The organism is Citrobacter freundii complex sp. 2025EL-00176 (genome assembly GCF_053309355.1).
Genome location: NZ_JBRYHT010000001.1, coordinates 1 through 13,075, shown reverse-complemented (window position 1 = coordinate 13,075; position 13,075 = coordinate 1). Strand labels below are relative to the sequence as shown.

The following is a 13,075-nucleotide window of genomic DNA, read 5'->3' as shown; positions in this document are numbered from 1 at the left end:
GGAATATTCTCCGCCCGTTGTCATTTTCTTTTCTCGAATTACTGCGCAGCGTTCTTGCTACGAATTTCCTGCCAGACCTTATCGCAGTCAGCATTAACGGACTGATCGTTACCCGTGCGCGTGGCCTGGATGCACTGCTGATAATCCAGTACGCGTACGCTTTCTTCATTAGCAAACTGCTGGTGCTGCTTTTCTTTCTTCAACACATTCAGCACGCTTTGGCAGGCTTCAATTTTCTCCGGCGATCCTTGCGCGGTGTTAATACACGCGCTGTAAGCTTCTTTCAGGCGACTGTCTTCTTTAGGTGACGGGGATTGCGCACAAGCCACCAGCCCAGATGCCATAACGGCGATGAGTATCAGTTTTTTCATAGCACTTTCCTCAACGAGGCGGCAGGCACCAGGCCTGCCGCTGTTGGCATTAGAAGATGGTGAACGGAGCAATAACGATGAACTTCACGTCGCGTTCATCCTGGAAGATGTTGCCGTAACCACCGCCCCAGCTCGGAATGTCTGAATGGTTGTCGTATTGGGTGAAGTGCAGTTTGAACATAGTGCCCTTCGCACGACCATCCTGCAGGGTATAGACCGCATCCAGGCTGTAAGAAGACTCTTCGATAGTCCGGTTTTTGTCGTAGTACGCATCCGGGTTGAGCTGCCAGGTAGATGGCTTGGCATCCCAGGCGTAAACGTAGGACGCACCGACTGCCCAACCCGGCAGGTTCCAGTTCTTCAGGTCATACATTGCACCGAAGAAGACAGCCTTTTCGCCGTTGGCGTTGAAGTCAGAACGGTTGTCCCACCAGATATCCAGGCGACCGTTGGATGAGGCGTAGGTCGGGGTCATACGCTGCAGGAAGTAACCCTGTTGACCGTCCGCTTTAACCCAGGTCCCTTCCAGGCGCAGGTCAACCACTTCCGCCACTTTGTAGCCGAAGGTCAACGCCTGCAGCCAGGCCGTGCCGTCATAAATATCGTTCACGGTGCGATCATCAACTTTGTCTCGCGCGCCATAGAACTGATAGCTGGTGGTAAACGGGTTCCCGCCTAAATCGAATTTGTAGCTGGCTTTCGCGAAGTACTGATCGACGTAGCCTTCAGACTGACCAAATGCCGCTTCCAGCAACAGGTTATTTTTGAAGTCATATTTCGCGCCAATTGAGTGCAGGTAATCTACGCTGGTCTTTTTATCGGCCTGATAGAATTTATCGACTTCGGTGTGCCATGGCGCTTTATATTCGTTGGCCCACATATAGGAGAAGCTCAGTGCGCCAGCATCACCATAGTCGAAGTTGGCACCGGCTTCGGCACCCTGATAGGTACCTGGCATAAAGCTCCAGTGCGGAGCCAATAGCGTCTGTCCGGTTGGTTGAATGTAACCGGCGCGCGCCCAGGTTGGGCCGTATTTAAATTTAGCTGCTGCTTTATAAAGGCTAATTCCGCTCTTATCGCCGGAGTAATCTTCGTCATAGCCTTTATTTTTTGAAGAGAATGCGATTTCGTTTGGATGGCCGCTTTCGCTACTTTCGTTCATTTCAATCGCGGTAAATGCTGCGATATCAATACCAAACATATCGGCCGCATAACCGGACTGGAAGTCGAGGTTGGCGTTCCATGTGGAGTGAGAAAGGTTGGTTTTGTATTTGTCATGATCGGTGACATCTTTACGGTCACGCTCACGCTGCCAGTAATAGATGCCGCCGGTTAAAGTGGAATCATCAATGAAACCTTCGGCGTGAGCCTGGGGAGCGACAACGAAACCCGACATTGCTGTGATACCGGCGATAGCCAGCGCCAGCGTACTACGTTTGCCACTAAACGTACGCATATGTTAATCCTCTTTGACTTAAAAATGCTGCCGATAAAAGCGGTCAGCGAAAAAACAAAAATTAAAAAAGTAGCGCCAAGAAAACCTCAGTGACTACAATGAATAGACTATTTTTCGCGACGCGAATTATCAATCTCTTTCTGTAACGAGTATGTAATAGTATGAGCAACCGCACATATTTCATTGCTTTCTGTTACATTTTCATCGGGAGATAAAAAAGCGTTGAAAAAATGAAAAAACCGCTTGTTTTCCATAAGGATGAAATCGGTTTCAGCCCATTCCATATTGAGGTAAGTTATTTAAAGGTAAAAACATTCAGCCAATTCATTATTACAGACATGTAATTAATTCGCTCCGCAAACGGAGCCTGGCACACGTTTTTTGGCGTAAAAAAAACGCCGCATGTAGCGGCGTTTAGACAGGATGCGTTGCGGCTTATTCGCCCGCTTTAGCCCACGTATCGCGCAGACCAACGGTGCGGTTAAACACCAGCTTATCAGCAGTCGCGTAGTGGCTGTCGAGGCAGAAGTAGCCTTCACGTTCAAACTGGAACGCTTTGCCTGCAACCGCGGCCTGCAGCGATGGCTCGCCATAGCCGTGTTTAATCACCAGTGATTCTGGGTTAATTACGGACAGGAAGTCTTCTGCCGCACCTGGGTTTGGTACGCTAAACAGACGATCGTACAGGCGGATTTCAATCGGCAGCGCATGAGCCGCGCTGACCCAGTGAATAACACCTTTTACTTTACGACCATCGGCCGGATCTTTGCTCAGAGTGTCGGCATCGTAGGTGCAGAAAATGGTGGTAATATTCCCTTCTGCATCTTTCTCTACACGCTCGGCCTTGATCACGTAAGCATTACGCAGACGTACTTCTTTACCCATCACCAGACGCTTGTACTGCTTGTTCGCTTCTTCGCGGAAGTCAGCGCGATCGATCCAGATTTCACCGCTAAACGGCACTTCACGGCTGCCCATTTCCGGTTTATTCGGATGATTAGGCATGGTCACCATTTCGCTCTCGCCCTGCGGGTAGTTTTCGATAACCAGTTTCACCGGATCGATAACCGCCATCGCGCGCGGCGCGTTTTCATTCAGATCTTCACGAATGCAGGATTCCAGCGAGGCGATCTCAATGGTGTTGTCCTGCTTGGTTACACCAATGCGTTTGCAGAATTCACGGATAGCGGCAGCGGTATAACCGCGACGACGCAGACCAGAAATCGTTGGCATACGCGGATCGTCCCAGCCTTCAACGTGCTTGTCGGTAACCAGCAGGTTCAGCTTGCGCTTGGACATCACGGTATATTCCAGATTCAGGCGCGAGAATTCGTACTGACGCGGGTGAACCGGGATGGTGATGTTGTCCAGCACCCAGTCGTACAGACGGCGGTTATCCTGGAACTCCAGCGTACACAGTGAATGCGTAATGCCTTCCAGCGCATCGCTGATGCAGTGGGTAAAGTCGTACATCGGGTAGATGCACCACTTGTTGCCGGTCTGGTGGTGTTCAGCGAACTTAATACGGTACAGCACCGGATCGCGCATCACGATAAACGGCGACGCCATGTCGATTTTCGCGCGCAGGCAGGCTTTACCTTCTTCAAAGCCACCGGTACGCATTTTTTCGAACAGCGCAAGGTTCTCTTCGACGCTGCGATCGCGGAATGGGCTGTTTTTACCCGGCTGAGTCAGCGTACCGCGGTATTCGCGGATTTCGTCTGCTGACAGTTCGTCAACGTACGCCAGACCTTTATTGATAAGTTCTACCGCATAGGCGTGAAGCTGATCGAAGTAATCCGACGAGTAGCGAATGTCGCCAGTCCAGTGGAAACCTAACCATTCAACGTCGTTTTTAATCGACTCAACGTACTCGATATCTTCTTTAACCGGGTTCGTATCATCAAAACGCAGGTTGCACTGGCCCTGGTAATCTTGCGCAATGCCAAAGTTCAGACAAATGGATTTCGCGTGGCCAATGTGCAGATAGCCATTTGGCTCCGGCGGAAAACGGGTATGGATCGTGGTGTGCTTACCACTGGCCAGATCTTCATCGATGATCTGACGAATAAAGTTACTCGGGCGGGCTTCAGCCTCACTCATCGTGGATTCCTCAAAGCGTAAACAACGTATAACGGAACATGATCTTATAAGCGACGTCAGGAGACAACTATTAGTTGCACAAAAAAGGTGTTTCAACAGGATATATGAGGGTATTTGCTGCAAAAAAAAGCGGCGGAGGAATATCCCCCGCCGCTTAAGGCATTTAACTCACTTTACTCAGGAGCAGTTATTTACCTTTAATTTCATACAGTGGTGTCTGACCGGCAACCACATGACCTTCGGCTTTAATGACCAAAGCGCCGAAGTCATCGCTGTTGCTGCACACAACCGGACTAATCATGGAACGTGCATTGGCGTTCAGGAAATCCAGATCCATTTCCAGAATCGGTTGGCCCGCAGTCACTTCCGCACCTTCTTCAACCAGGCGCTTAAAGCCTTTACCTTCCAGCGCTACGGTATCGATACCCATATGGACGACGATTTCCGCGCCTTTAACGGTTTCCAGACAGAACGCATGGTTAGTGTTGAAGATTTTCACGATGGTGCCCGCAGCCGGAGCAACCACGATTTTATCCGTTGGTTTCACTGCCACGCCGTCGCCTACTGCTTTGCTGGCGAAGGCTTCATCAGGAACCTGCTCCAGCGCAACAACGTCACCGGTAATCGGAGAAACCAGCGCTTCAACGGTGACTGCGTTCGCTACAGCCTGCGGTTTTGCAACCGGGGCCGCTGCTGCCGGTGCACTTTCTGCAGACGCTGCCGCAACCGGGCCACGCGCCACAACTTTCTTCATTTCGTCGCCGATGGATTCCGCTTTCGCACCCACGATGACCTGGATTGTTTGTTTGTTCAGCTTAACGACACCCGATGCGCCTAAACGTTTACACATCGCATCGTTTACGCGACCAGAGTCAGCCACGGTCAGACGCAGACGGGTGATACAGGCATCAATTGCTTTCAGGTTATCGGTACCACCAACCGCAGCGATGTAGCTGGTTGCCAGTTGAGCCAGACCTTCTTCAGTGTTGCTGTTTGCTTCTTCTGTAACGATATCGTCTTCTTTATCTTCGCGACCCGGCGTTTTCAGGTTAAACATACGAATAACCGCGCTGAACAGCACAAAGTAGATAACGAAGAACACCAGACCCATCGCAACCAGCATCCAGACGTTCTTACTTGCTGCCGGCAGGTTGTACATCAACACGTAGTCGATAGCACCTGCGGAGAAGGAGAAGCCCGCGTGGATCCCCAGCAGCGTCGCAACGAACAGGCTGATACCGGTTAACAGTGCGTGCAGGAGATACAGCAATGGCGCCAGGAACATGAACAGGAATTCCAGCGGCTCGGTAACACCGGTCAGGAATGCGGTGATCGCAACAGACAGCAGCATACCGCCAACCATCGGACGACGCGCTTTCGGAGCAGCGAAGTACATCGCCAGCGCCGCACCCGGCAGACCAAACATCATGATCGGGAAGAAACCAGACATGAACATACCCGCAGTGCCGTCACCCGCGTAGAAGCGGTTGATGTCACCGTGGAATACGGTACCAGCGGCGTTAGTGAATTCGCCAATCTGGAACCAGGCGATGGTGTTCAGAACCTGATGCAGACCGGTTGGGATCAGCAGACGGTTGATGAAACCAAAGATACCGGAACCCAGTGCGCCAGCGCCTACGATCCACTCACCACCCGCATGGATGGCGTTCTGCACCGGCGGCCACACGTAGCCGAAGATAGCAGCCAGCACCAGACAGAAGAAGCCAGTGGCGATCGGCACGAAGCGTTTGCCGCCAAAGAAGCTCAGGAAATCAGGCAGTTTGATACCAGACCAACGGTTATACACCGCACCGCCGACCAGACCGGTGATGATACCCGCCAGCACACCCATGTTGATGGCCGGGTTAATGGTAACCATTGCTTTGGTCAATATAAAATAACCGACCGCACCCGCCAGCGCTGCCGCACCCGCGCTGTCTTTTGACCAGCTGGAAGCCACACCGATAGCGAAAATCAGCGCCAGGTTATCGAAGATAGCCCCGCCCGCTTGCGCGATGAAAGGTACGTTTAGTAAATCTGGTTGGCCGAATCGCAGCAACAGTGCCGCGACTGGCAGCACAGCGATGGGGAGCTGTAACGCCCTACCCAGCCGCTGGAAAAAACCTAAAATATTCATTTTATTCCCCCTACGAGACCCCGATTAGGCTTCTTTGAAGCCATATTTTTATTGTGCGACCATTCCTGACAGCAAGATTCTGGATCGACGATATTAACCATTCATCTGCATTCAGAGTGTGTGAAAATTTAATTCGTATCGCAAATTAAACGCGTGTTTTTTGTGATTCCAGTCACCAAATATCGTTATTAACCCTCCCTTGCACTGGCTAACTACGAAAACTTATTTTATCATTCAAAAAATCGAAACGGATTGATCCTTACCGATGCAAAACCAGGTTACGCTTAATACTGCACAGAGACTCAATCCGCCAATTGCTTACATTTACTTTTGAGGTGAAGAATGAGACTGATTCCCCTGAATACCGCTGAACAAGTCGGCAAATGGGCTGCTCGCCATATCGTTAACCGTATTAACGCGTTCAAACCAACGGCAGATCGCCCGTTCGTTCTGGGCCTGCCGACGGGCGGTACTCCGCTGACAGCGTATAAAGCATTGGTAGAAATGCACAAAGCGGGCCAGGTGAGCTTCAAACATGTTGTTACTTTCAATATGGACGAATATGTTGGCCTGCCGAAAGAGCATCCGGAAAGCTATCACAGCTTCATGCATCGCAACTTCTTTGATCACGTTGATATTCCAGCAGAAAACATCAACCTCCTCAATGGTAACGCGCCGGATATTGATGCAGAATGCCGTCAGTATGAAGAAAAAATCCGTTCTTACGGTAAAATCCACCTGTTTATGGGCGGTGTAGGCAACGATGGTCACATCGCGTTCAACGAACCAGCCTCCTCTTTGGCTTCCCGTACCCGCATCAAAACGCTGACTCACGACACACGTGTTGCTAACTCACGCTTCTTTGACGGCGACGTAAGCCAGGTGCCTAAGTATGCCCTGACCGTTGGCGTGGGCACCCTGTTGGATGCCGAAGAAGTGATGATCCTGGTACTGGGTCACCAGAAGGCGCAGGCGCTGCAAGCCGCTGTTGAAGGCAACGTTAACCACATGTGGACCATCAGCTGTCTGCAGCTGCATCCAAAAGCCGTTGTGGTGTGCGACGAGCCTTCCACCATGGAACTGAAAGTGAAAACGCTGAAATACTTTAACGAGTTAGAAGCGGAAAATATTAAAGGTCTGTAATTGATGTCTCCGCCCTGTCGATAAGTTGCAGGGCGGCATTTTTTGAAATCGGGGGTCGGAATGTATGCTTTAACCCAGGGCCGGATCTTTACCGGTCACGAAATTCTTGATGACCATGCGATTGTTGTCGCCAATGGCCTGATTGACAGCGTTTGCCCACTGGCTGAGTTACCGTCAGGAATTGAACAGCGCTCACTGAATGGGGCCATTGTTTCCCCCGGTTTTATCGATGTACAGCTAAACGGCTGCGGCGGCGTACAGTTTAACGATACGGCAGAAGCCGTGACCGTTGAAACGCTGGAAATCATGCAGAAAGCCAATGAAAAATCAGGCTGCACTAACTATCTGCCTACGCTTATCACCACCAGCGACGACCTGATGAAGCAAGGCGTTCGCGTCATGCGTGAATACCTGGCGAAGCACCCGAATCAGGCATTAGGGCTTCATCTGGAAGGTCCGTGGCTGAATCTGGTGAAAAAAGGAACCCATAATCCGGGATTTGTCCGTCAACCGGACGCTGCGTTGGTGGATTTCCTGTGCGATAATGCTGACGTGATAACCAAAGTCACGCTGGCGCCAGAAATGGTCCCGGTAGAGGTCATCACCAAACTGGTAAATGCAGGTATTGTGGTTTCCGCCGGTCACTCAAATGCGACGGTAAAAGAGGCCAAAATCGGCTTCCGTGCAGGGATTACCTTCGCGACGCATCTGTTTAATGCCATGCCTTATATAACGGGCCGCGAACCTGGCCTGGCGGGCGCTATTCTTGATGAAGCCGATATTTATTGCGGTATCATCGCTGATGGTCTGCATGTTGACTACGTTAACATCCGTAACGCCAAGCGCCTGAAAGGCGACAAGCTGTGCCTGGTCACCGACGCAACCGCGCCGGCAGGTGCAAATATTGAACAGTTCATTTTCGCTGGTAAAACAATATACTACCGGAATGGATTGTGCGTTGATGAGAACGGTACATTGAGCGGTTCATCATTAACCATGATTGAAGGCGTACGCAATCTGGTCGAACATGCGAATATCGCGCTCGACGAAGTTTTACGCATGGCAACGCTCTACCCTGCTCGCGCCATTGGCGTCGACAAACGACTCGGCAGCATCGCGCCAGGCAAAGTAGCCAACCTGACTGCGTTCACGCACGACTTTAAAATCATCAAGACCATCGTTAATGGCAACGAGGTCGTTACTGAGTAAGAGAAAGAATGACACCAGGCGGACAAGCTCAAATAGGTAATGTTGATCTCGTAAAACAGCTTAACAGCGCGGCGGTTTATCGCCTGATTGACCAGCATGGGCCAATCTCGCGCATTCAGATTGCCGAACAAAGCCAGCTTGCCCCCGCCAGCGTAACCAAAATTACGCGTCAGTTGATCGAACGCGGGCTGATCAAAGAAGTCGATCAGCAGGCCTCCACCGGGGGCCGCCGCGCTATCTCTATCGTCACCGAAACTCGCAATTTTCACGCCATTGGCGTACGTCTGGGCCGCCACGACACCACGCTCACGCTCTATGATATGAGCAGTAAAGTGGTCGCCGAAGAGCATTACCCTCTCCCGGAGCGCACCCAGGAAACGCTGGAGTATGCGCTGCTCAACACCATTGCCACTTTTATTGACAGCTGCCAGCGGAAAATCCGCGAGTTGATTGCGATTTCCGTCATCCTGCCCGGCCTGGTTGATCCTGAAAGCGGCGTCATCCGCTATATGCCGCACATTCAGGTCGAAAACTGGGGGCTGGTCGAAGCGCTCGAAAAACGCTTTAAGGTCACCTGCTTTGTCGGTCACGATATCCGCAGCCTGGCGCTGGCCGAGCACTATTTCGGGGCAAGCCAGGATTGCGAAGACTCCATTTTAGTGCGTGTTCACCGCGGTACCGGGGCGGGTATTATTTCCAATGGCCGAATTTTTATCGGTCGCAATGGCAACGTGGGGGAGATTGGTCATATTCAGGTAGAGCCGCTGGGTGAGCGCTGTCACTGCGGTAACTTCGGCTGTCTGGAAACCATTGCCGCCAATGCGTCTATTGAACACCGCGTGCAAAATTTACTGAAACAGGGTTATCCCAGCCGACTCACGCTGGATGATTGCAGCATTAAAGCTATCTGTAAGGCGGCGAATAAAGGCGATAACCTGGCGGCAGAAGTCATTGAACACGTTGGTCGCCACTTGGGTAAAACCATTGCCATCGCCATCAACCTGTTTAACCCACAAAAAATCGTCATTGCAGGCGAAATTACTGAGGCGGATAAAGTGCTGCTGCCTGCAATAGAAAGCTGTATCAACACGCAGGCGTTGAAAGCGTTTCGCCACAATTTACCGGTGGTGCGTTCCACGCTGGATCACCGTTCAGCCATTGGCGCCTTTGCGCTGGTGAAGCGTGCGATGCTCAACGGGACATTGCTGCAACGTTTGCTGGAAAACTAATGCTCTCATATAGTAGTGGATTATTTTCATACTCATAACGAATTCCCTGGGTTGTTCATGACCATTAAGAATGTAATTTGTGATATCGACGGCGTGCTGATGCACGACAATGTTGCCGTACCGGGTGCGGCAGAATTTCTGACCGGGATCCTGGAAAAAGGCCTGCCGTTAGTTCTACTGACTAACTATCCTTCACAGACCGGGCAAGATCTGGCAAACCGCTTCGCCACCGCGGGTGTGAATGTCCCCGATAGCGTCTTTTATACTTCCGCCATGGCTACCGCTGATTTTCTTCGTCGTCAGGAAGGGAAAAAGGCCTACGTGGTAGGGGAAGGCGCATTAATTCACGAACTGTATAAAGCCGGGTTTACCATTACCGACGTTAACCCCGATTTTGTGATTGTTGGCGAGACACGCTCCTATAACTGGGACATGATGCATAAAGCGGCATATTTTGTCGCAAACGGCGCGCGTTTCATCGCCACAAACCCGGATACCCACGGTCGCGGTTTTTATCCCGCCTGCGGTGCACTGTGCGCCGGTATCGAGAAAATCTCTGGCCGTAAGCCGTTTTATGTCGGTAAACCCAGCCCGTGGATTATTCGCGCGGCGCTCAACAAAATGCAGGCGCACTCGGAAGAGACCGTTATCGTTGGCGATAACCTGCGTACCGATATTCTGGCGGGCTTCCAGGCCGGTCTGGAAACCATCCTGGTATTGTCTGGCGTCTCAACGCTTGACGACATCGACAGCATGCCATTCAGACCGAGCTGGATTTACCCGTCCGTTGCTGAAATAGACGTCATTTAATCTCTTTCGCCGGATAACAACATCTGCACGTTATCCGGCCTGAAAAATACACCCATTCAATAAAATCACCGTTTCACTGCTGATTCATCAATAACAGCGCTCATTACATAATCTTTTTTTATCAATCGGCAATGACCATTGCGTTTTTTATTTTCTGCACCGTAATTCGCTTGCGCCCTCTCCCGCTTTGCGGCATTTTCTTTATCAAGCAAACATAAAAAGCACCACGCAACAGGTTAATGGAGAAGGTTATGTGTTCTATTTTTGGCGTATTCGATATTAAAACTGACACAGTTGAACTGCGTAAAAAAGCCCTGGAATTGTCTCGTCTGATGCGCCATCGCGGCCCGGACTGGTCAGGTATTTACGCCAGTGATAACGCCATTCTGGCGCACGAACGCCTGTCCATCGTCGACGTCAACGCCGGCGCTCAGCCGCTGTATAACGTGAAAAAAACGCATATTCTGGCCGTTAACGGTGAAATTTATAACCATCAGGCGCTGCGCGCGGAATACGGCGATCGCTATCAGTTCCAGACCGGTTCAGACTGCGAAGTTATCCTCGCGCTGTATCAGGAAAAAGGCCCAGAGTTCCTGGATGACCTGCAAGGCATGTTTGCTTTTGCCCTGTACGACAGCGAACAGGACGCTTATCTGATTGGTCGCGATCATATCGGGATCATCCCGCTGTATATGGGTTACGACGAACACGGTAATTTCTACGTTGCGTCTGAAATGAAAGCCCTGGTTCCGGTATGCCGCACGATCAAAGAATTCCCGGCCGGTAGCTATTTGTGGAGTAAGGACGGCGAAATTCGTCAGTACTATCAGCGCGACTGGTTTGAATACGATGCGGTCAAAGACAACGTGACTGATAAAAACGAGCTGCGTCAGGCGCTGGAAGATGCCGTGAAAAGCCACCTGATGTCAGATGTGCCTTACGGTGTACTGCTGTCCGGCGGTCTGGATTCCTCCGTCATTTCCGCGATTACAAAAAAATACGCGGCGCGCCGTGTTGAAGATCAGGAACGTAGCGAAGCCTGGTGGCCGCAGTTACACTCCTTCGCCGTCGGCCTGGAAGGCGCACCGGATCTGAAAGCAGCGCAAGAGGTAGCGAACCATCTGGGTACCGTGCACCATGAGATCCACTTCACCGTGCAGGAAGGTCTGGATGCTATCCGCGACGTGATTTATCACATCGAAACTTACGATGTCACAACGATCCGCGCCTCGACGCCAATGTACTTAATGTCGCGTAAAATTAAAGCGATGGGCATTAAAATGGTGCTGTCGGGTGAAGGCTCTGACGAAGTATTCGGCGGCTATCTCTATTTCCACAAAGCACCAGACGCGAAAGAGCTGCACGAAGAAACCGTGCGTAAGCTGCAGGCGCTGCACATGTTCGACTGCGCCCGTGCCAACAAAGCGATGTCTGCCTGGGGTGTGGAAGCTCGCGTACCCTTCCTGGATAAGAAATTCCTTGATGTGGCGATGCGCATCAACCCGCAGGATAAAATGTGCGGCAACGGAAAAATGGAAAAACATGTTCTGCGCGAATGTTTTGAATCTTACCTGCCAGCCAGCGTCGCATGGCGTCAGAAAGAGCAGTTCTCTGATGGTGTCGGTTACAGCTGGATTGATACCTTGAAAGAGGTGGCGGCTGAGCAAGTTTCTGACCAACAACTGGAAACCGCCAGCTTCCGTTTCCCTTACAACACGCCATCGTCTAAAGAAGCGTATTTGTACCGTGAGATTTTTGAAGAATTGTTCCCGGTTGCCAGCGCGGCGGAATGTGTGCCTGGCGGGCCATCTGTAGCCTGTTCTTCTGCCAAAGCGATTGAATGGGATGAAGCGTTTAAAACCATGAACGATCCCTCTGGTCGTGCGGTTGGCGTGCATCAGTCCGCTTATAAATAAGTTAATCCTTAGAAAAGGGCCCTGCGGGGCTCTTTTTTTATGCCTGTTTTCTGTGCAAAAAAACAATTAATAACTAATAATTGCCGAATATTGCGCCATGCTGTTCGCAACCTAACCAAACAGTCACATTCCAGCTATTTTCAATGAAAAAGGGGTTGACGCTTCAAGGCTCAATACGCATAATGCGCCCCGCAACGCCGATAAGGTTACGCGAAAAAAAGATGGCTACGTAGCTCAGCTGGTTAGAGCACATCACTCATAATGATGGGGTCACAGGTTCGAATCCCGTCGTAGCCACCATCTTTTTTGCGGGAGTGGCGAAATTGGTAGACGCACCAGATTTAGGTTCTGGCGCCGCAAGGTGTGCGAGTTCAAGTCTCGCCTCCCGCACCATTCACCCGTAAGCGTTGCACGGATGGGGTATCGCCAAGCGGTAAGGCACCGGTTTTTGATACCGGCATTCCCTGGTTCGAATCCAGGTACCCCAGCCATTTTTTCTTCGATATAGCGGTTCACCGCAACGGTCATTGGGGTATCGCCAAGCGGTAAGGCACCGGTTTTTGATACCGGCATTCCCTGGTTCGAATCCAGGTACCCCAGCCATCGAAGAATATGATAGTATCAGGCTACGTAGCTCAGCTGGTTAGAGCACATCACTCATAATGATGGGGTCACAGGTTCGAATCCCGTCGTAGCCACCA

The 13,075-nt window shown here is 51.1% G+C and carries 10 protein-coding genes and 5 tRNA genes; 10 read left to right on the top strand and 5 right to left on the bottom strand.

Features of this window, described 5'->3' with window-relative positions:
* Positions 1–38: 38 nt before the first annotated feature.
* The 4 genes from chiQ to nagE form a co-directional block, all read right to left on the bottom strand.
* A complete protein-coding gene (chiQ, locus tag ACVXHP_RS00075) occupies positions 39–371 on the bottom strand; it encodes a ChiQ/YbfN family lipoprotein (protein ID WP_006685501.1) in 333 nt (110 codons plus the stop codon).
* Positions 372–420: 49 nt separating this feature from the next.
* Positions 421–1,827 (bottom strand): chitoporin ChiP, encoded by a 1,407-nt coding sequence (gene chiP, locus ACVXHP_RS00070; RefSeq protein WP_038638807.1) that lies wholly within the window; start codon positions 1,825–1,827, stop codon positions 421–423.
* Between the two features lie 435 nt (positions 1,828–2,262).
* On the bottom strand, positions 2,263–3,930 hold the full coding sequence (gene glnS, locus ACVXHP_RS00065; RefSeq protein WP_447570638.1) for a glutamine--tRNA ligase: 1,668 nt from the start codon (positions 3,928–3,930) through the stop codon (positions 2,263–2,265).
* Between the two features lie 187 nt (positions 3,931–4,117).
* The gene (nagE, locus tag ACVXHP_RS00060; protein WP_165408252.1) at positions 4,118–6,067 is read right to left on the bottom strand and encodes a PTS N-acetyl glucosamine transporter subunit IIABC; all 1,950 of its coding nucleotides are present in this window, start codon (positions 6,065–6,067) and stop codon (positions 4,118–4,120) included.
* Between the two features lie 342 nt (positions 6,068–6,409).
* Here nagE and nagB point away from each other — a divergent pair, with 342 nt between their 5' ends.
* Genes nagB through nagD form a run of 4 tightly spaced genes read left to right on the top strand, consistent with a single transcriptional unit; the run spans position 6,410 to position 10,458 of the window.
* Positions 6,410–7,210, top strand: coding sequence for a glucosamine-6-phosphate deaminase (nagB, locus tag ACVXHP_RS00055; protein WP_003022803.1), 801 nt, complete (start codon positions 6,410–6,412; stop codon positions 7,208–7,210).
* A 60-nt stretch (positions 7,211–7,270) separates the two neighbouring features.
* On the top strand, positions 7,271–8,419 hold the full coding sequence (gene nagA / locus ACVXHP_RS00050; RefSeq protein WP_200007332.1) for an N-acetylglucosamine-6-phosphate deacetylase: 1,149 nt from the start codon (positions 7,271–7,273) through the stop codon (positions 8,417–8,419).
* An 8-nt stretch (positions 8,420–8,427) separates the two neighbouring features.
* A complete protein-coding gene (gene nagC / locus ACVXHP_RS00045; protein ID WP_042309787.1) occupies positions 8,428–9,648 on the top strand; it encodes a DNA-binding transcriptional regulator NagC in 1,221 nt (406 codons plus the stop codon).
* Between the two features lie 57 nt (positions 9,649–9,705).
* Positions 9,706–10,458, top strand: coding sequence for a ribonucleotide monophosphatase NagD (gene nagD / locus ACVXHP_RS00040; RefSeq protein ID WP_038638796.1), 753 nt, complete (start codon positions 9,706–9,708; stop codon positions 10,456–10,458).
* 65 nt (positions 10,459–10,523) lie between these two features.
* On the opposite strand, the gene ACVXHP_RS00035 is transcribed toward nagD, so the two are convergent.
* On the bottom strand, positions 10,524–10,670 hold the full coding sequence (locus tag ACVXHP_RS00035) for a peroxiredoxin (RefSeq protein ID WP_316130204.1): 147 nt from the start codon (positions 10,668–10,670) through the stop codon (positions 10,524–10,526).
* Positions 10,671–10,709: 39 nt separating this feature from the next.
* Between ACVXHP_RS00035 and asnB the strand changes: the two genes are divergently transcribed.
* The 6 genes from asnB to ACVXHP_RS00005 all read left to right on the top strand — a co-directional run bounded on the left by asnB (position 10,710) and on the right by ACVXHP_RS00005 (position 13,075).
* Positions 10,710–12,374, top strand: coding sequence for an asparagine synthase B (gene asnB, locus ACVXHP_RS00030; protein ID WP_316130203.1), 1,665 nt, complete (start codon positions 10,710–10,712; stop codon positions 12,372–12,374).
* Between the two features lie 223 nt (positions 12,375–12,597).
* Positions 12,598–12,674: transfer RNA gene (locus ACVXHP_RS00025), tRNA-Met, on the top strand.
* A gap of 8 nt (positions 12,675–12,682) precedes the next feature.
* Positions 12,683–12,767: transfer RNA gene (locus tag ACVXHP_RS00020), tRNA-Leu, on the top strand.
* 23 nt (positions 12,768–12,790) lie between these two features.
* Positions 12,791–12,865, top strand: a tRNA-Gln gene (locus tag ACVXHP_RS00015).
* 37 nt (positions 12,866–12,902) lie between these two features.
* A tRNA-Gln gene (locus ACVXHP_RS00010) sits at positions 12,903–12,977 on the top strand.
* Between the two features lie 21 nt (positions 12,978–12,998).
* Positions 12,999–13,075 (top strand) — tRNA-Met (locus ACVXHP_RS00005).

Bases quoted from the DNA above. Each gene is read 5' to 3' on its own strand.
- chiQ (WP_006685501.1), bottom strand. From the start codon at position 371: ATGAAAAAACTGATACTCATCGCCGTTATGGCATCTGGGCTGGTGGCT.
- chiP (WP_038638807.1), bottom strand. From the start codon at position 1,827: ATGCGTACGTTTAGTGGCAAACGTAGTACGCTGGCGCTGGCTATCGCC.
- glnS (WP_447570638.1), bottom strand. From the start codon at position 3,930: ATGAGTGAGGCTGAAGCCCGCCCGAGTAACTTTATTCGTCAGATCATC.
- nagE (WP_165408252.1), bottom strand. From the start codon at position 6,067: ATGAATATTTTAGGTTTTTTCCAGCGGCTGGGTAGGGCGTTACAGCTC.
- nagB (WP_003022803.1), top strand. From the start codon at position 6,410: ATGAGACTGATTCCCCTGAATACCGCTGAACAAGTCGGCAAATGGGCT.
- nagA (WP_200007332.1), top strand. From the start codon at position 7,271: ATGTATGCTTTAACCCAGGGCCGGATCTTTACCGGTCACGAAATTCTT.
- nagC (WP_042309787.1), top strand. From the start codon at position 8,428: ATGACACCAGGCGGACAAGCTCAAATAGGTAATGTTGATCTCGTAAAA.
- nagD (WP_038638796.1), top strand. From the start codon at position 9,706: ATGACCATTAAGAATGTAATTTGTGATATCGACGGCGTGCTGATGCAC.
- asnB (WP_316130203.1), top strand. From the start codon at position 10,710: ATGTGTTCTATTTTTGGCGTATTCGATATTAAAACTGACACAGTTGAA.